The 18,791-nt window shown below is 68.8% G+C and carries 14 protein-coding genes; 8 read left to right on the top strand and 6 right to left on the bottom strand.

Features of this window, described 5'->3' with window-relative positions; genetic code table 11:
* The 6 genes from nuoN to FB475_RS11390 all read left to right on the top strand — a co-directional run bounded on the left by nuoN (position 1) and on the right by FB475_RS11390 (position 7,948).
* Positions 1-1,581: an NADH-quinone oxidoreductase subunit NuoN gene (nuoN, locus tag FB475_RS11415; RefSeq protein WP_141857929.1), complete on the top strand. Its 1,581-nt coding sequence runs from the start codon at positions 1-3 to the stop codon at positions 1,579-1,581.
* Positions 1,578-2,618 (top strand): polyprenyl synthetase family protein, encoded by a 1,041-nt coding sequence (locus tag FB475_RS11410; protein ID WP_141855147.1) that lies wholly within the window; start codon positions 1,578-1,580, stop codon positions 2,616-2,618. The genes nuoN and FB475_RS11410 overlap by 4 nt, the downstream gene beginning before the upstream one ends.
* A 42-nt stretch (positions 2,619-2,660) precedes the next feature.
* Positions 2,661-3,848 carry a PucR family transcriptional regulator gene (locus FB475_RS11405; protein ID WP_141855145.1) on the top strand — a complete coding sequence of 396 codons (1,188 nt, stop codon included), beginning with the start codon at positions 2,661-2,663 and terminating at the stop codon, positions 3,846-3,848.
* 145 nt (positions 3,849-3,993) lie between these two features.
* Positions 3,994-6,312 (top strand): molybdopterin cofactor-binding domain-containing protein, encoded by a 2,319-nt coding sequence (locus FB475_RS11400; RefSeq protein ID WP_238332094.1) that lies wholly within the window; start codon positions 3,994-3,996, stop codon positions 6,310-6,312.
* Between the two features lie 6 nt (positions 6,313-6,318).
* Positions 6,319-6,801, top strand: coding sequence for a (2Fe-2S)-binding protein (locus FB475_RS11395; protein WP_141855141.1), 483 nt, complete (start codon positions 6,319-6,321; stop codon positions 6,799-6,801).
* On the top strand, positions 6,794-7,948 hold the full coding sequence (locus FB475_RS11390) for an XdhC family protein (RefSeq protein ID WP_141855139.1): 1,155 nt from the start codon (positions 6,794-6,796) through the stop codon (positions 7,946-7,948). Before FB475_RS11395 ends, FB475_RS11390 begins: the two co-directional genes overlap by 8 nt.
* Here FB475_RS11390 and FB475_RS11385 read toward each other — a convergent pair.
* Positions 7,897-9,411: a phospholipase D family protein gene (locus FB475_RS11385; protein WP_238332093.1), complete on the bottom strand. Its 1,515-nt coding sequence runs from the start codon at positions 9,409-9,411 to the stop codon at positions 7,897-7,899. The two genes, FB475_RS11390 and FB475_RS11385, sit on opposite strands and share 52 nt — an antisense overlap.
* Positions 9,371-10,633, bottom strand: coding sequence for a cytochrome b (locus FB475_RS11380; protein WP_238332092.1), 1,263 nt, complete (start codon positions 10,631-10,633; stop codon positions 9,371-9,373). Before FB475_RS11380 ends, FB475_RS11385 begins: the two co-directional genes overlap by 41 nt.
* A gap of 1,618 nt (positions 10,634-12,251) precedes the next feature.
* Here FB475_RS11380 and FB475_RS11375 point away from each other — a divergent pair.
* Both FB475_RS11375 and FB475_RS11370 read left to right on the top strand, forming a co-directional pair.
* Positions 12,252-12,656, top strand: a complete 405-nt coding sequence (locus tag FB475_RS11375) for a hypothetical protein (protein WP_141855133.1) — start codon at positions 12,252-12,254, stop codon at positions 12,654-12,656.
* A 1,093-nt stretch (positions 12,657-13,749) separates the two neighbouring features.
* On the top strand, positions 13,750-15,432 hold the full coding sequence (locus tag FB475_RS11370; protein WP_238332091.1) for an IS1182 family transposase: 1,683 nt from the start codon (positions 13,750-13,752) through the stop codon (positions 15,430-15,432).
* Here the strand turns inward: FB475_RS11370 and FB475_RS11365 are convergent.
* The 4 genes from FB475_RS11365 to rarD all read right to left on the bottom strand — a co-directional run bounded on the left by FB475_RS11365 (position 15,404) and on the right by rarD (position 18,774).
* Positions 15,404-16,645, bottom strand: a complete 1,242-nt coding sequence (locus tag FB475_RS11365) for an HNH endonuclease (RefSeq protein WP_141855128.1) — start codon at positions 16,643-16,645, stop codon at positions 15,404-15,406. The genes FB475_RS11370 and FB475_RS11365 overlap by 29 nt on opposite strands.
* A 33-nt stretch (positions 16,646-16,678) precedes the next feature.
* Positions 16,679-17,161, bottom strand: coding sequence for a cupin domain-containing protein (locus tag FB475_RS11360; RefSeq protein WP_141855127.1), 483 nt, complete (start codon positions 17,159-17,161; stop codon positions 16,679-16,681).
* Between the two features lie 182 nt (positions 17,162-17,343).
* Positions 17,344-17,820: an RrF2 family transcriptional regulator gene (locus FB475_RS11355; RefSeq protein ID WP_141857928.1), complete on the bottom strand. Its 477-nt coding sequence runs from the start codon at positions 17,818-17,820 to the stop codon at positions 17,344-17,346.
* Positions 17,821-17,859: 39 nt separating this feature from the next.
* Positions 17,860-18,774, bottom strand: a complete 915-nt coding sequence (gene rarD, locus FB475_RS11350; protein WP_141855125.1) for an EamA family transporter RarD — start codon at positions 18,772-18,774, stop codon at positions 17,860-17,862.
* Between the last annotated feature and the right edge of the window lie 17 nt (positions 18,775-18,791).

Genomic DNA, 18,791 nt, shown 5'->3' with positions numbered 1-18,791 from the left:
ATGTTGCTGCCGCTGGCGGACTTCATCAAGCCCAGCATCGAGTACGGCGAACTGCTCCCGCTGTTCATCGTCTTCGGTGCCGCGGCTGTGGGCGTCCTGGTCGAGGCGTTCGTGCCCCGGCCGCTGCGGCACCTGGTGCAGCTGACGATCACGGTGGTCGCCGTGATCGCGGCCGGCGTGCGCACCGGCATGCTGATGCACGGCAAGAAGGAGATCATCGCCGCCCAGGGCGCGATCTCGGTCGACGGCCCGGCGCTGTTCACCTGGATCATCCTGCTGGCGCTGACGCTGATCAGCGTGCTGCTGTTCGCCGAGCGCTCGATCGACGGTGGCCTGTCCGCGTTCGCGGGCCAGGCGGCCGCGGTGCCCGGCTCGGAGGCCGAGCGGGAGGGTACGGCGGCTCGCATCGAGCACACCGAGATCTTCCCGCTGACGCTGTTCGCGGTCGGCGGCATGATGCTGTTCGCGGCGTCGAACGACCTGCTGATCCTGTTCGTCGCGCTCGAGGTCTTCTCGCTGCCGCTGTACCTGCTCTGCGGGCTGGCGCGGCGTCGCCGGCTGATCTCGCAGGAAGCCGCGATGAAGTACTTCCTGCTCGGTGCGTTCTCGTCGGCGTTCCTGCTGTTCGGTATCGCGCTGCTGTACGGGTACGCCGGCACCATGTCGCTCGGCGGCATCGCCGACGCGCTCGGTACCCAGACCAGTGGCGACACGATCCTGCTGGCCGGTACCGGTCTGCTCGGGGTCGGCATGCTGTTCAAGGTCGGCGCCGTACCGTTCCACTCCTGGACGCCGGACGTGTACCAGGGCGCCCCGACGCCGGTCACCGGCTTCATGGCGGCCTGCACCAAGATCGCGGCGTTCGTCGGGCTGATGCGGGTCTTCTACGTCGGGCTCGGCGGCTCCCGCTGGGACTGGGCGCCGATGATGTGGATCATCGCGATCCTCACCATGGTGGTCGGTTCGATCGTCGCGATCACCCAGACCGACGTGAAGCGGATGCTGGCGTACTCGTCGATCGCGCACGCGGGCTTCCTGCTGACCGCGTTCGTCGGCCTCGCGCAGGCGGGCAACGGCGTGCACAACGGGATCACCTCGACCCAGGCGGTGCTGTTCTACCTGGTCTCGTACGGCTTCCCGACGATCGGCGCGTTCGCGGTCGTCACGCTCGTCCGGGACGCGGGCGGCGAGGCGACGCATCTGTCCCGGTGGGCGGGGCTGGGCAAGAAGTCGCCGCTGCTGGCCGGTATCTTCGCCTTCTTCCTGCTGTCCTTCGCCGGTATCCCGCTGACCGCGGGCTTCACCGGCAAGTGGGCGGTCTTCAGCGCGGCCTGGACCGGTGGCGCGTGGCCGCTGGTCGTGGTCGCAGTACTGTCCAGCCTCGTCGCGGCGTTCTTCTACATCCGCGTGATCGTGCTGATGTTCTTCTCCGACCTGCCGGCCGACGCGCCGGACGTGGCGCTGCCGGGCTGGCAGACCACGTCGGCGGTGGCGCTGGGTCTCGCCGCCACGGTGGTGCTCGGTCTGGTTCCCGGACCGGTGCTCGACCTCGCGGCCCGAGCTGGTGAGTTCATCCGTTGAGCACGACCCCGCTGCCGGCCGAGAGCCTGGGCTTCGAGTTCGCCGATCCGGCACTCGAGGCCCGGGTTCGCGCGGGCCTGGAACGCGTCGAGCAGGCACTGCTCGAGGCGACCGAGTCCGAGGCGCCGTTCGTCACCGCTGCCGCCCAGCACGTCATGGTCGCGGGTGGCAAGCGGTTCCGGCCGCTGCTGGTACTGCTGGGGGCCGAGTTCGGTACTGACGGATCCGGCGATGTCGTGCCGGCCCCTGACGAGGTCATCAAGGCCGCTGTCGTCGTCGAGCTCACGCATGTCGCGACCTTGCACCATGACGACGTGATGGACGAGGCGGCGCTGCGCCGCGGGTCGTCCACCGCGAACGCGCGCTGGGACAACTCGGTCGCGATCCTGTCCGGCGACTGGCTGTTCGCCCGCGCGTCGGACCTGGTCGCGGACCTCGGTCCGGAAGCGGTCCGGATCCAGGCGCGCACCTTCGGCCGGCTGGTCGAGGGACAGATCCGCGAGACGATGGGTGTCGGCGAAGGCCAGGACCCGTTGAAGCACTACCTGTCGGTGGTCGCCGACAAGACCGGTTCGCTGATCGCGACGTCCGCCGTCTTCGGAGCCCGGTACGCGGGTGCCTCCGAGGAGATCCAGGAGGCGCTGCGGGCGTTCGGTGAGGAGATCGGCGTGGCGTTCCAGCTCGCCGACGACATCCTCGACATCGCCTCGGAGTCGGGCCAGTCCGGCAAGACTCCCGGTACCGACCTGCGCGAGGGCGTACCGACCCTCCCGGTGCTGATCTTCCGCGCCCAGGCCGACCCGACGGACCCGACCGACGCCCGCCTGCTGGAGCTCCTGGACTCGGACCTGTCCGACGACGCTCCGCTCGCCGAGGCGCTCGACCTGCTCCGCTCGCATCCTGCGTTCCACCAGGCCGAGGAGGACGTCCGCCGCCGCGCGGCCGACGCCCGCAAACTCCTGGCCGGCCTCCCCGACGGCCCCGGCCGCCAAGCCCTCGACGCCCTCTGCGACCTGGTGGCAACCCGCTCCGTCTGAGGTCTGTGCCGTTCGGCAACGGTGTGCGATGCTGTGCCGACTATGGGTAATGCTGTGGATCGGGCCGGGTTGACGGTGCAGTCCCTGGCGGCGAGTGTGCTGGGCAATCTGCCGGAGCTGACGGACGTCCTGGTGGCGACCATCTACGAGCAGAATCCGGCGTACCTGGAGCTGGATTCGGTGCCGCGGCAGGACCTGTGGCGGTCGTGTCACGACAACGTGGCGCGGGTCGTGGAGATGATTGCCGACAACGACGACCACTTCGACGCGGCGCAGGCGACCGGCCGGCGGCGGGCGGAGCAGCGGATGCCGCTGGACGACGTCCTGAAGTCGTTCCGGCTCGGTGGGCGGGTGGTCTGGGCCGCCCTGATCGACGAGGCACGCGCGCAGGGGATGGCCGAGTCCGAGGTGTTGCTCGACGTCGCCGGCAAGGTGTGGGAGGTCGTCGACCGTACGTCGTCGCAGGTTGCGACGGCGTACCACGCGGCTGAGCGCTACCTGGTCCGTGCCGACGAACAGCGCAGGTCGACACTCTGGGAAGGTCTCCTCCAAGGCCGGGCGAACCGCGCCTTCGTGCAGGAGGCGGCCACCGTCCTCGACATCCCGGTGAACGGTCCGTACGCCGTGGTCGCGATCGACAACCTGGTCGATGACGACTGTACGACGAGCTCGTTCGCCCGCCGGTTCGCCGGTGTCCGGGTCGCGTCGGCGTGGCAGGTCCGGCCGCAGACGGTCGTCGGATTGCTTGCCCTGGGCACCGAATCCGCGGATACGGTACTGCGGATGCTGCGGCAACTGGTGGATGCGCCGGCCGGACTCTCCGGCGTGGTCGCAGGTCTGGCGGAGGTGGATGTCGCGTACCGGCAGGCGATGCTTGCCCGCCGCACCCTCGCACCCGGCCAGATCGATGTCGCAGCACTACCCGAACGCCTCCCCGAAGCTCTGCTACTCAGCGCACCCGAGCTGGCCGACCAACTGATCCACACCTGGCTGATGCCGCTGACAACCACGTCCGCCCCGGAACGCGAACTGTTACTGGACACCTTGGACAAGTGGGTCCTGTCCGCCGGCTCGATCCGCCGTACGGCCGAACTCGCACACTGTCACCGGAACACGGTCATCAACCGCCTGCACCGGGTCGAGCAGATCACCGGCCGTGACATCACCGAGGCCGCCTGCCAACTGGAGCTAGCCCTTGCGCTGAAGGCTTTCCGCCTCTTCCCCGCGTGACCGAACGGTCTGCTGTGCGTTGTGCACAGTGAAGGTGCTGAAAACCTGGGCACAGCGGCCATCCCGCAACCCCGTCCTCGGTGCCAGACTGCGTTCCCAGCATTGCTCTAGCGCGGAGGACCCCATGGCCGAACACCGTCGATCGTTGGATGCACCAAGCGACGCGGGTGGGCGCGGTCTGCTGGGGCGCCGCCGTGTCCTCGGGTACCTGATCGCCGCGCCGACGCTGGCGGTCGGGGTGAGCTGGCTGGTCAACGATTCCGACCCGCGACCGGCCGACGCCGCCGTACCGTCGCTGCCGCAGCCGGAGGACGTCTTCGACCTCGGTGACCTGCAGAACCTCGCCGCGGCGCCGACGTCCGGCCTGATCACGGTCGAGATGCGCACCGACGGCACGGCGTACTTCGCGGTGCCGCGGACCGAGGTCGGCCAGGGCATCACGACCGCGTTCGCGATGATCGTCGCCGAGGAGCTGGACCTGCCGATCGACAAGGTGCACATCGCCCTCGCGGACGCCCGGCCCGAGCTGCTGATGAACCAGCTCACCGGCGGTTCGAACTCGATGCGCAGCATGTACACCCCGGTCCGTACGGCCGCCGCGATCACCCGGCAGCGCCTGGTCGAGGTGGCCGCGCTGCAGTGGGGTGTCGCGGTGGACAAGGTCACCGCTGCGGCCGGTGTGCTGACCGCTCCGAACGGGCTGACCGCGACGTACGGCTCGCTGGCGAAGGCGGCCGCGGTCACGAAGACGCTCAAGGTGGCCGCCGAGCTGAAGTCCTCGTCGGAGTTCACCGTGCTCGGTAAGCCGCACAACCGGGTCGACGCACACGACATCGTCACCGGGCGCAAGCAGTTCGCGATGGACATGCAGGTACCGGGTGCGAAGCCGACGATGGTGGCCCGGCCGCCGACGATCAACGGCACGCTGCGCCGGATCAACAACCTGCCGGCGCTGCGGGCGATGCCGGGAGTCACCGATGTCGTTGGGATCGCCCACGGTGTGGCGATCCGCGCGGAAACGTTCGGTCAGTGCATCGACGCGATCCAGAAGGTCGACGCGACCTGGGGCCCGGGAACGGTCGACGACGAGTCGGACGAGACCGTGCTGGCCAAGCTGCGGGCGGCGCAGCTGCCGATGACCGTACCGCCGCTGCTCACGAAGACCATCGACGCGGAGTTCGTTTTCGCCTTCGCCAGCAACAGCCCACTCGAACCGGACTGCGCGATCGCCGACGTCCGGCCGGACAGCGCCGAGATCTGGGCCTGCCTGAAGGTGCCGATCGTCGCGCAGGAGGACATCGCCAAGCAGCTCGGCCTGCCGGTCGACGCCGTCAAGGTGCACGTCGTCCAGGGTGGTGGGTCGTTCGGCCGGCACCTGTTCCACGACGTCGCGGCCGAGGCGGCGGAGATCTCCCAGAAGATGGGCAAGGCGGTGAAGCTGTCCTGGTCGCGGACCGACAACTTCCGCCAGGGCCGGACACACCCGATGAGCACGTCGCGGATCCGGGTGAACTACGCGGCCGGCAACGTGCTCAGCTACGAGCAGCGGCACACCAGCGTCCAGACGGACTTCGGCCACGGTCTCGGCGAGATGCTCACGGCCTACGCGGCGCACCTCCCGATCGGCGGCAACCTGTCGTTCGCCGAGTCGATCTTCGAGCTCAGCCAGTCCTCGCCGTACAACTTCGGTGTCACGACGCAGCTGCTCAACGAGGTGCCGCTGAAGTTCAACACCGGCAGTATGCGCAACATCTACTCGCCGAACGTGGTGTGCGCCGAGGAGCTGATGGTCGATCAGCTCGCGGCGAAGATGGGCCAGGACCCGGTCCAGTTCCGCCGGAACTTCCTCAAGGACCCGCGGCTGCTCGCCGTACTGAACAAGGCGGCCGAGGTCGGCAACTGGGGCAAGGCGATGCCGAAGGGTACGGCGCAGGGCATCGGCGTGCACTCGGAGTACCGGGCCGCGGTCGCGACGCTGGTCGAGATCGACTGCCGCCCGGCGACGGTGGACCGCCCGATCGAGGGCGAAGCCGTGACCGGGCCGCGGGTGACCAAGGCGCTGATCGTCGTCGACCCCGGGTTCTGCATCAACCCGCGCGGCCTGGAGGCGCAGATGTTCGGCGGTCTGCAGGACGCGATCGCGCTGGCGCTGACGTCGAGCCTGCACATCAAGGACGGCATCCCGCTCGAGGGCAGCTGGGACAACTACTTCTACACCCGGGAGTGGAACTCGCCGCTGGACGTGCAGGTGCTGATCATGCCGAACACCAGCGACAGCCCGAGCGGTGCCGGTGAGCTCGCGGTGGCACCCGCCTTCGCCGCGATCGCCTGTGCGTACGCGCGGGCGACCGGCACGCTGCCGACGTACTTCCCGATCAACCACGGCACGCTCGGCTTCGAGCCGCTGCCGTTGCAGCCGTCCACCCCGCAGTCGCCGACCGACGGCCTCGACCACACGTTCTGAGGGATCATGCCAACGCACACTTTCAAGCTCAACGGCCAGCAGGTCAGCGTCGAGGTCGAGGACAACGTCCGGCTGCTGTGGGTGCTGCGCGACCTGCTCGGCGTCACCGGCCCGAAGTACGGGTGCGCGCTGAACGTCTGCAAGTCGTGCACCTCGCACATCAACGGCAAGGCGTTCAACCCCTGCTCGGTCCCGGTGAAGGACATCGAGCCGACCGACGAGGTGACCACGATCGAGGGGCTGCCGGCGACGGTCGGCAAGGACCTGCACCCGATGCAGGAGGCCTGGCTGAAGTACGACGTGGCGCAGTGCGGGTACTGCCAGCCCGGGCAGATCATGGCCGCGACCGCGCTGGTCCGGCGAGCGCAGGAGGAGGGCCGGACGATCACCGACGCCGACCTCGACGAACTGCGGAACATCTGCCGCTGCGGGACGTACACGCGGATCCGGGAAGCGGTCAAGGCCGGCGCGGAGCACATGGGTGCGTGACGTCCTCGCGTCCGTCCGGGAGTGGTACGCGGCCGGCGAGCGGTTCGCACTGGCGACGGTGATCGACACCTTCCGGTCGGCGCCGCGGCAGCCCGGGGCGACGATGGCGGTCTCGTCCGCCGGCGTGGTCGTCGGGAGTGTGTCGGGCGGGTGCGTCGAGGCCGACGTGTACGCGGTGGCCGAGGAGGTCATCCGGACCGGGGTCCCGGTGGTCCGCCGGTACGGCATCTCCGACGACGACGTGTTCGCGATCGGGCTGACCTGCGGCGGCGTGCTCGACGTACTGGTCGAGCCGATCGATCCGGCGTCGTACCTGGAGTTCGGCGCGGTCGCGGAAGCGATCGAATCGGGCCGGCCGATGGCGGTGGCGACTGTGGTCACGGCGGGCGAGCGCCAAGGCCTGCGCCTCGTCATCGGCCAATCAATCAGCGGCAGCCTGGGCGATCCCGGGCTGGACCGCGCGGTGGCCGAGGACGCGCTGGGGATGCTCAGCAGCGGGACGACCGCGATCCGCTCGTACGGCGTCCACGGCGAGTGTGAGCGCTCCGACGTCGCGGTGTTCGTGCAGGCGTTGACGCCACCGCCGCGGATGTTCGTGTTCGGGGCGATCGACTTCGCGGCGGCGGTGGCGCGGGTCGGGAAGTTCCTCGGGTACCACGTGACGGTGTGCGACGCGCGCGCCGTGTTCGCCACCCGGGCGCGGTTCCCGGAGGCCGACGAGGTGGTGGTCGACTGGCCGCACCGGTTCCTCGCGGGGGTGCTCGACACGGTCGACAGCCGGACGGCGTTGTGTGTGCTGACGCACGACCCGAAGTTCGACGTACCGCTGCTGGAGTTGGCGTTGCGGACCAAAGCGGGCTACATCGGCGCGATGGGATCACGTCGTACCCACCAGGACCGGATGGTGCGGTTGCGGGCCGCGGGGTTGAGCGAGGCCGAGCTCGCGCGGCTGTCGTCGCCGATCGGTCTGGACCTGGGCGCGCGGACACCCGAGGAGACGGCGATCTCGATCGCGGCCGAGATCATCGCAGCCCGGACGGCCGCCAGTGCTCGCCCACTCTCCACGATGACGGGACGTATCCACGGCACGCCGGCTCAGAAGGTGTTGGCGCGGCGAGCTGCGGTCGGGCGGCCATCCGGGTCGTAGAGATGGTGGGCGAGCCACCCGGCCCAGGACGCCTGGACGCGGCTCACGGCCTGCGGCTGATGCGCTCGGATCCTTCCTCCCGGTCGTGGCCCTTGGCAACCATCGGCGTACCACTTGTCGAGGGCGGCGGCCGTCGACCGCCATCGCTCGAAGCCGGCGATCGGGTCCAGGTCGGGCTCGGTGGTGCCGAGGTGTTCGGACCAGAGCTGCGTGCGGAGTGAGCGGGCGAGGTCGGGGGAGTCGATCGCGCAGGTCAGCTCGCTGTCGTTGGTCCACGACCTGCGGTTGAAGTTGTCGGAGCCGCAGGTCATCCACTGGTCGTCGACGATGCAGACCTTCGCGTGGACGTAGATCGGTACGCCGTCGTCGTTCTCGAGGTCGTAGACGGCGAGCCGGTCGGAGTCCACCCGCCGCAACGCCTCGAGTTGGGCCTGCCGGGTCGGCGGTCCGCTGACCCGGCCGTCGTGGTCCGGGTACCGCGGCACGACCGCGATGATGCGCAGTTCCCGGGATCGTGCCAGCGCCTCCCGGAGAGCCTCGGCGACCGGATTCGACCAGAGGTACTGGTCCTCCACGTAGATCAGGGACTTCGCGCGGCTGAACGCCTTCAGGTACGCGCGGGCGACGCTGTACTCGCCGTGCGGCGCGAACGGGAAGCCGGGATGCTTGTGCGCGTAGGTCCGCAGTACCTGGACGGCGTGCGGGCCGGCAGGCGGCGGATCGGGGAAGGCTTCGGGGAGTTGTCCGGGGTGGCGCGGCATCCGGGTCAGGCGCTGGACGAGCATCCGGTACGGCGTCCGCCGGTCCAGTGGGTGCCCGTCGTCCCAGCGCTCGGCGAAGCACCGCAACAGGACGCCGACCACCGGCCCGCGGAGCTCGAGCGTCACGTCGTGCCACGGCGGCCGTTCGCCGTACCTCGGATCCATCGGCGCGGCCTGCGGGTCGCCTCGGTGCTGCTCGTCGTCGCGCCGCCCGTGACACAGGTCGATGCCGCCGACGAACGCGACGTCCTCGGCCTCGGCGCCGCGGTGCCGGATGACGAACAACTTCTGGTGGTGCGAGGCCAGCCGGCGTACGCGCTGGTCCAGCAGCACCTCACCGCCGGCCTCGTTCAGCTCGGTGCCGAAGTGCTGGTTCTCCTTGGAGCTGAACGTGAGGTGGTCCGAGTGCGAACGCCACAGCAGGGCGCGGACCTCCACGCCGGATCGGGCCAGGTCGCGGAGCACCTCGCCGATCGACGGGCCGTCATCGTACAGCTTTTCGTCGGGATCGCCGCGCCAGTCGGTGAAGAACACCTGGTCGCCGCGGCGCAGTTTGCACAGTTCGTCGTACAAGCGCTGGAAGTACGTCGCGCCGTGCACCAGCGGCCGGACGAGGTTGCCCTCGGTCCAGGAGCCTTGGGAATCGATGTCGGTCGCCGGGTTACCCCGCTCGGCCGCCGTCAGGAACCAGTCGTGCGTCACCGGACCCCGGTGCCCCGGATGGGGGCAGCTCATGACTGTGGATCTCCGTGTACCCGCCGTCCGGCCGCCGGAGGATCCGGCCGGTTTCGAACTCGCTCCGTTGGAGGCCCAGGCAGATACGGCGCGTGACTGACAATGCGGCGGGCGGGCCGATGACGAGGAGAACCTGGAATGTGTGGAGAAGGACGTTCATCGACAGGTGGAACTGGACGGCCATCGTGTCGGCGCCGGCCGCGGCCCACAGGACGCCGTAGAACGTCATGCCGGCCACACCGACGCCGGTCCGGGTCGGGTTGTCGCGGGGTCGCTCGAGGAAATCGTGTTCGCTCCGGTCGCCGGTCAGCCGCTCCTCGATGAACGGGTACGCGGCGACCAAGGCGAGGAACAGTGTGCAGACGGCGACCGGTACGAGAATCGCGAAGCTGATCGTCTTGCCCCACCACACCACCTCCCACCCCGGCGCCAACCGCAACGAGCCGTCCAGGAACGCCAGGTACCAGGCCGGACCGACGCCGGCCGAGGCATTCGCCGGATCGGCCGGCCCGTAGAGCCATAACGGGTTGATGGTCGCCGTCGCGCCCATCAGCACCGAGATACCGGCCACGAAGCAGAACAGCCCGGCGCCTTTCACGACAGCGACCTTCGCCGTCTTCGTCGGCCCGTTGGCGAAGTTTGCCGGCTTGTGCCTCAGCCCTTGGACTGCGGCGGTCACGAAGAGCAGCAGCAGTACGGCGGGCAGCACGATCACGTGCAACGGATAGAACCACGAGATCACGTCACCCGGGAACTCCCCGCCGAACAGCACGTACGACACAGCCGACCCGACGAACGGCGTCGCCTGCAGAACCCCGTCGAGTACGGCGAGACTCGTACCCGACGCCATGTCGTCCGGCAACGACGTACCGGTCAGCGCCGCACCGAGCGCGACCACGAGCAACCCGAACACCACCACCCACCCCACCCGCCACGGCCGCCGAAACCCGGCCGTGAAGAACAACCGCAACAGCTGCAGGGTGATCGCGCCCACCATCAACAAGGTCGCCCAGTGATGGATCTGCCGCACGAGCAACCCACCCCGCACCTCGAACGAAATCCGCAAAGTCGAATCCAACGCCCGCGACATCGGCAATCCCCTGAGCGGCCCGTACGCCCCGTCATACATCACACGCCCAACCGACGGCTCGTAGTACACGGTGAGCACCACACCACTCACCACCAACATGACAAAGCTGTAAAACGCAATCTGCCCGAACAACAACGCCCAATGATCACCAACCACCCGCCCCCGAACCCCACCCCAAAAACGCCTCATACCCCTACGACCCGACACCCCCTCCAAATGTGACGCCCCGTGTCCCACCTCACTCTCCCCACTCCGCCCGTTCCGCGGTCCGCCCGTTCCGTCGCCGGACCTTCGCCGCCCGCCTGACTGCTCCGCCGCCCAACCGCTCCACCGCCCGACCGCTTCGCCGCCCGCCCGCCCGCCCGCTCCGCTGCCCGACCGCTTCGCCGCCTGACCGCTTCGCCGCCCGACCGCTCCGCCCGCCTGCTTCGCCGCCCGACTCCTCCGCCGCCCGAACTCGAGCCGACGGGTCGCCACCGCGACAACCGTGCGGCGGATGGACGACCCGCAAACCCAGAAAGCTGACACTCCACCGAGACATCCGCACGCCACCCGCGCACCCCACCGCCCATCCGCAAATACCACCGGGATCTACGCATGCCCGCCGCTCCACCGCCCGCCCCGAGCCAGTGGACCACCACCGCGTCAACCGCTGCGGCCGACAGACGACCCGCAAACCCAGAAAGCCGACGCCCCACCGAGACGCCCGCACGCCACCCGCGCACCACCCCGCCTGGGATGTGCGCCGCGCGGGGTGCAGAAAACGCAATGCCCAACGACCCATCGAGGCCCTCGTACAGAACCCGGCGGTGCGCCGCGCCACCGCAGGAAGGTGATGCCCCGACGGGCCGCCGAGGCATTCGCACGACTCCTGCACGGCCCCAGCCGAGCGAACCGAACGACGCGCTCGCGGCGGCCGTAAGTTCGCCGTCCGACGAACCCCACCACGACAGCCCAGCCGCACACCACGCAACTCACCGCCCATCCCGCGCCGCGCATCGCAAGCACCACCGGGCTCTACGCATCCCGAGCGGCAGCTCGCACCAGGGCTCTACCCTCCCCAGCACCAGCGGCAGCCTGCACTGAGGATCTGCACTTCGGCGCCCACGTAGGTCCCGTGGTACGCCGCACGCGGTGAGCCGTCGCCTTCGGGTACGCGCGCCCCGGGGTACGCCGCATTCGGTGAGCTCGGCGCTCCCGGCCCGCGCAGGCGCTGCGGCACCGCACTCCGCGACCTCGATCCCTCCGGCTCCATGCACGCTCAGCGGTCCGCCGTGCTCCATGACCTCGGCGCCACCGGGTCCGTGCACACGCGGCAGTACGCCGTACGTGATGCGGCCGGCAACTTCACGCCCGTGCGCGCAAACGTACGCCGCACGCCGCGCCTCGGCACCTCTCGATCGGCGCACGCCCAGCGGCATGCCGTACGTGGTGTGGCCGAGACTCCCGGCCTATGGGTGCGCAACAGCACGCCGTACCCAAGGTGAGCTGGCAGCGCCGGTCAAGTGGTACGCCGTACGTAGTGCGCCCGGCGCCCTCCGGGTCGGTGCACAGCCAGCGGTATGCCGAACCCATGACGTCGGCGCCACCGGGTCCGTGCACACCCGGCAGTACGCCGTACGTAATGCGGCCGGCAGCTCGCGTCTAGCGGTGCGCCTTACACATGGTGTGCCCTGGACCTCCGGGCCTGCGCACGCCAAGCGGCACGCCGTACCTCGTGTGGGTCAGCATCTCCCGGTCCATTAACGCCGCATCGGGTGATGAACTCGGCATCTCCGGCACGCGCGCTCGTATCCCGTTCGTCGTCTTCGGCACCCCTGCGTGCAGCGGTACGTCGTACTTCGTGCTCGCTGCAGTTCCCGGTACGCGTTCGTGGTCCAGCTCGCCGTACTCGGGGAACCGGCATCTCTCGGCCCCGCACGCCCCACCGGTACGCCGTACTCGGAGAGCTTGCTACGTCTCGGTCGACGTACGGGCCGCGGTGCCCACGCGTGGTGAGCTCAGGACCTTCCGCGACGCCCACGCCCTGCGGTACGCCGAGTCGGTATCTCCCGGTCGACGCGCCCAGCGGTACGCCGTACTCCGCGACCTCGGCACCTCTCGGCGGGCGCACGCCCGGTGATATGTACGTGGCGTGGCCTGTACTTCCCGGTCCACATACGCGTGCGTGGTGAGTTGGCAACTCTCCGGGTCGCCACGCGCCCAGGACCTCGGGCGCGGCGGGGCCCGGGGATCTGCCCCGGGCGATCACTCGGATCGTCGACCACCGCTGGCTGTCGGCGGTGGGCAGGGGTGGGCCGTTCCATGGGGTGCCGATCGGGCGACCGCGATCCGCGAGTTTTTCGCGGATTGAGGGTTAGATCGTCGCGAAGGTCGGCGGGCCGGTCGCGGGTTCGGCGGGGTTGCCCCAGACGGCGAATCTGGCTGCTTCGGCAAGGGTGGTGGGGTCGGCTTTCCAGCGGCTAGCTCGGTGGGTGGTGGGCACAGGTGTGCCTTGCCAAGGGGCCGTTGTCGGCTGGCTGGGTTCGGTTTGCTTGTCGGTGAAGGGGGAGGCCGCTGATGAAGCGAGGCGGCTAAGGTCCTCGGTCGCGGGGGTCGCGGGGGTCGCGGGGGTCGCGGGGAGGTCGGTCCGAGGAGTTGAGGCGGCTGGGCGTGCGGGCAGGTCGGGTGGCCGAGTTGAGGCGGCTGGGCGTGCGGGCAGGTCGGGTGGCCGAGTTGAGGCGGCTGGGCGTGCGGGCAGGTCGGGTGGTCGAGTTGAGGCGGCTGGGCGTGCGGGCAGGTCGGGTGGCCGAGTTGAGGCGGCTGGGCGTGCGGGCAGGTCGGGTGGCCGAGTTGAGGCGGCTGGGCGTGCGGGCAGGTCGGGTGGTCGAGTTGAGGCGGCTGGGCGTGCGGGCTGGTCGGGTGGCCGAGTTGAGGCGGCTGGGCGTGCGGGCTGGTCGGGTGGCCGAGTTGAGGCGGCTGGGCGTGCGGGCTGGTCGGGTGGTCGAGTTGAGGGGGCTGGGCGTGCGGGGGCCTTGGCGGGGGGTACGCAGGTGCGGGGCGGGTGGGGTGGTGGGGTGGCCCAGGTGGGGCGGGCTACTTGGGGGTGGCCGTTGGTGATGGTGATGGTCCAGCGGTCGTTGTGGGTGTCTACGTGGTGGCGGCGGCAGAGGAGAGGCTGTCGCACGAATCGCGCGCCTGCGGGGTCTGGCTGGGGTTTCGCGGGAGTATTTGGTGTGGCTGTGAATGTGCGTTGTGGCGACGTGGATCAGTTGATGTTGATGCCGCCTTCGGTGCGGGAGTGGCTGCCTGGGGATCATCTGGCGTTCTTCGTGCTGGACACGGTGGCCGAGCTGGATCTGGCGGAGTTCTTCGCGGCGTATCGGGCTGACGGGCGGGGTGGTTCGGTCTACGACCCGGCGATGATGCTTGCTGTGTTGCTGTACGCGTATTGCACTGGTGAGCGGTCTTCGCGCCGGGTCGAGCGGCGTCTGGTCGAGGACGTCGCCTATCGGGTGGTGGCGGCGAACCAGCAGCCCGATCACGCGACGATCGCGCGGTTTCGGGCGCGTCATCAAGAAGCGATTGCCGGGTTGTTCGGGCAGGTCCTTGGTTTGTGTGTGAAGGCCGGTCTGGTTGATGCCGGCGTGGTCGCGATCGACGGCACCAAGATCGCCGCGAATGCATCGTTTTTCGCCAACCGCGAAGGCAAAGCCCTGGCCAAGGAACTCACTGCGATGGCCGAGCACAGCCAGGCCGGCCAGATGGATCCTGGCGATCTGGTCGATGCGGCGCGTGAGGTCGCCAAGGCGGTCTTGGCCGAGGCTGCCGCGGTCGATGAGGCCGAGGACGCTGAGCATGGCGATGCCCGCGGCGACGAGCTTCCCGTCGAGTGGGCGGGAGGCCGGGATCGTCGGGCCCGGATCCGTGCCGCGCTCGATGAGCTGGAGTCGCAGAAGTCGCGCGACTACGAGTCCCGGATGGCTGAGCGCGCGAAGAAGGAGGCCGGGCTGGGACGAAAGCTGACCGGCCCCAAACCCAAGGAAGACGCCGCTCGGCGCTCGAAGCCGCGGCGGGCCAACACCACCGATCCGCACTCGCGGATCATTGCTCAGGCGTCGAAGGGTGTCATGCAGGGCTACAACGCCCAAACAGCTGCCACGACTGCTCAGATCGTGGTCGCGGCCGAGGTCACCGCAACCACCAACGATCAACCCCACTTCGTGCCGATGGCCACCGCGGTGAGCGAGAACCTGACCGACGCCGGACACAACGACGGGGTCGGGGCGTTCGTGGCCGATGCCGGTTACTGGACGGCTGCGAACGGCACCACCGGTGTTGGTGCCGAGGTGCTCATCGCGACGAAGAAACCCTCATGGCGCAAGGCAGACAAGCCCGACGACGACAAGCTCGCGGTCCTGGCCAAGGTCAACCGTGGCGAGTTGTCACAACGCAAGGCCGGCGAGATCCTCGGTGTCTCCTACACCTGGGTGCGGGACATGACCAAGCGGTACTTCGGAAACGACGGGCAACGCATCACCCGAAGCGCCGAACCCGAACCCGCCGAATGGATCCCGGTCATCGAACAAGTCGCCCGCGGGGAGATGTCCAAACGCGCCGCCCGCGACGAGCTCACCGTCTCCGACACCCGCATCAACGCAATGCTTGCCCACGTCCGCGGCGAAGCCACCGATCCAACGGTCGCCCGCAAAACGATGGACACCAAACTCGCCGACCCCGGCAACGCCGAACTCTACAAGCAACGGGCCTCGAGCATCGAACCCGTGTTCGGCAACATCAAGCACAACCTCCGATTCCGGCGCTTCGCCCGCCGCAGCCTTCCGGCCGTGCACAGCGAATGGCGCCTCATCTGCACCGTCCACAACCTCCTCAAACTCCAACAAGCCACCCCCGCCTGACCGGCAGGGGCAGCACCCCCGGACCGCCGAACACACCACCAACCCCCGGCCCCGAGGATTCGCGCGACAGCCTCAGGAGGGCTAGGTTCCAGATGGCGGTGGGGCCGCCGTCTTTCCAGTGGATGAGGTGGTGGGCGTCGGTCATGATGGGTGGGGCGCCGCAGATGACGCAGCCTTGGTCGCGGGCGATCAGGGCTTGGCGGATGTGCCGGGTGACGAGTCGTTCGCTGCGGCCGACGTCGAGGGGTTGGGAGTTGGCGCCGAGGACGAGCGGGATGATGTTGGCGTCGCAGGCGAGGCGGCGGATGGTGGCCGCGGAGAGGTCGTCGCCGTAGACGGTTTGGCCGACCGCGTTGGCGGTGGCCGCCCGCAGGTCTTCGAGGTCGATGGTGACGGTGATGTTGGCCTTCGCGCCGTGGCCGGGGATCGCGCGGCCGGAGCAGGGTGCGCCCGCACCGCCGGTTGAACCATCGTCCGTCCCGGTTGCTGGGTTTGGGGTGGCGGTGTTGGTGTCCCAGGCGTTGGCGGCGAGGGTCAGCGCGGTCGTGAGCGCGTCGGCCTGCCGCTTGTCGCGTGGTCGGGGGTCCAGTTCGCCGTCCTTGGTCTTGTGGGGGCGGGAGCCGGCGTGGATGACGGAGCGGAGGAGTTCGGCGTTTTCGTTGGCGAGGAAGCCCTTGAACTTTACGCCGTTGTCGGCCCGGGAAAGGGTGAGGGTTTCGCGGTCGTAGGCCTTGTTTTCTTCGGGTTCTGGGCCGTCGGAGTCGATCAGGTTGCAGATCCGTTTGGCGGCCGAGCGCAGGTCGGTGGGGGCGAGGTGGGCGGCGAGGCCGACGAGTTGGGTTTCGGCGACGTCGAGATCCTCGACCGGGACGCGGGTGCGGACGCGTTCGAGTTCGGCGACGATCCCTGCGGCCTGTGCGGTGCGCACCGCGCCATCGGCGATCCCGTCGGCGACGGCGCCGTACTTCGGGAGCGCGCGGGCGAGGCGTACTTCGCGCCAGACGTCGGCGCGGTCCCGACGGTACCGGAAGGCCAGCAAATCAACGGTATCGCGCGCACCGAGCTCCTGGGCGTACCCGGAGTCTTCGGCGCGGGCGACGATTTGCAGGCGGATCCCTTCCAGGCGGTTGATCTCGGCGTCGATGTCGTCGAGGGCGGGCAGCAGCTCGTGGTTGGCCAATGCCACCACTGCCCGTCCCTCGAGAAGATCCATGCCGAGAACGTTAGCAACCCCCTCCGACAGTTTTCAAAGCCGAACCTCCTTGTTTTCAAGGGATCGCTGCTGCCAAGCGCTGCTTTCGACGTAGTGGTTGTCGTAGAGGTCGCTGGTGGCGGCTACCTCGGCCCAGTCGGTCTCGCCGCGGTACGCGCCCTCCAGCAGGCGGTAGTAGCCGAAGCGCGGTTTCGCTTGTGTGAGTACGAAGAGCACCTCGGCCGGCTCGTCGCCCGCGGCTTCGAAGGCGTGCGGGGTGTTCGGCGGGACGTGCAGAAAGTCGCCGACGCCGAGGACGATGAGATCCTGCCCGGTCAGCACCCGCAGAGAACCCTTCAAAACAAAGAACAACTCGGCAGCCTCGCGGTGCAGGTGCGGCGGAGCGCCTTCCTTGCCAGGCTGGAAGATCGAGCGGTGGCTGGTCAGGTGCCCGTCGGTGTCGGTCATGTCGGCGAGCAACGTGACCCCACTCGCGGACAGGGTCTCGGCTTCGCCGGCGCGGATCAGGATGGTCATGAGTTTCTCCTTTAGTTGCTAAGGGCAAAGGTTCGGGTCGCGGCGGTCAGAGAAAAATGGGGGAGCCGGACGCTGGTGTTGTTGGCGAAGGCAACCAAAATGGCTGCTGTCCGGCCAACGTGAAGATCATCGATTTATTCAGGATGTTAGACATCCAGAATTGCTCCAGAAAAAAGCGGCCTTCAGGCCTTCAGGTTGGCGAAATGGTTGCGGGTGTTCTCTGGTGCTTCCGGCGTCTGCTCGACGACCCGCGAGGCGATGTCCGCGATGCTCTGACCCGCCAGCTCGCGCCGGTACGACAGTTCCGCGGACCGCATAGCCTGCGAGATCAGGCAGGCCTTGGTGTAGTCGGTCCGGTCGTCCGCGCCCGGCCCGGCGCGCAGGATCTCCGTACACCGGAATGCCTCGTCCGGCCCGTCGATCGCGACCACAATGTCGAGCAGCGAGATGTTGCGCGGGTCGCGGGCGAGCTGGAAACCGCCCTTCGGTCCGGAGACCGAGGTGAGGATGCCGGCCCGCGCGAGCGCCTGGAGCTGCTTGTTCAGGTAGGCCGTCGGCAGGTTGTAGAAGGCCGCGAGCCGCTTGGCGGGAACCGCCGCGCCGGGCATCCAGCTGAGGTTCACGCAGCTGTGCATCGCCCACTCGACGCCCTCGTTCATCTTCACAATCTGGATATTAGATGTCCAAGATAGCGAAGGTCAAGCCGTGGCCGTGACCGCGGCGCGCTCGAGGGCCAGGTTGCGGCGGCGGGTGTGCATGCTGTCGAAGGTGAACAGCGCGAGCGCCACCCAGACCAGGCCGAAGCCGAGCCAGCGCATCGGCGTCATCCGCTCGTGGAAGATCACCAGGCCGCAGATGAACTGCATGATCGGGGCGATGTAGTTCAGCAGCCCCAGGGTCGTCATCGAGACGCGGGTAGCGGCGGCTCCGAAGAGCAGCAGCGGTACGGCGGTGATCGGTCCGGTCAGCATCACCAGGATCAGGTACGCCGTGCCGTGGTGGGTGACCGTGGCGTGCCCCTGCAACCCGAGTACGACGATCGCCGCGACCGCGAACGGCACGACGGTGCCGGACTCGACCGCCATACCCTCGATCGCGCCCGCGCCGGCCTGCTTCTTCGCCAGCCCGTAGCACCCGAACGAGAACGTCAGGATGATCGCGACCCACGGCGGCCGGCCGTTCTCGATGGTCAGGCCGACCACCGCGACGAACGCGATCGCGAGCGCGGTCCACTGCACCGGCCGGAGCTTCTCCTTCAGTACGAAGACGCCGAGCAGGACCGTGAACAGCGGGGTGATGAAGTACCCGAGCGAGGTCTCGACGACGTGACCGTTGCCGACGCCCCAGATGTACGTACCCCAGTTCACCGAGATCAGGAACGCCGCCGCGATCAACGGCCAGCGCCGGCGCGGCTCCGCCAGTAGCGCCTTCACGGCACCGAACTTCCGCAGTACGGCGACCAGGATCACGATCGTGATGAGCGACCACAGCACCCGATGGGCGAGCAGTTCGATCGCGCCGGAGGAGTCGAGGAGTTTCCAGTACAGCGGAAACAGGCCCCAGATCAGGTAGGCAGTGAACCCGTAGGTGAATCCTTTTCGCTGTTCCGGCACGCCGTTCAGCGTAAACC

It is taken from the genome of Kribbella jejuensis (assembly GCF_006715085.1).
GTDB classification, from domain to species: Bacteria; Actinomycetota; Actinomycetes; order Propionibacteriales; family Kribbellaceae; genus Kribbella; species Kribbella jejuensis.
The sequence above is the reverse complement of the archived record's forward strand: the minus strand, read 5'-3'. Positions and strand labels throughout refer to the sequence as shown.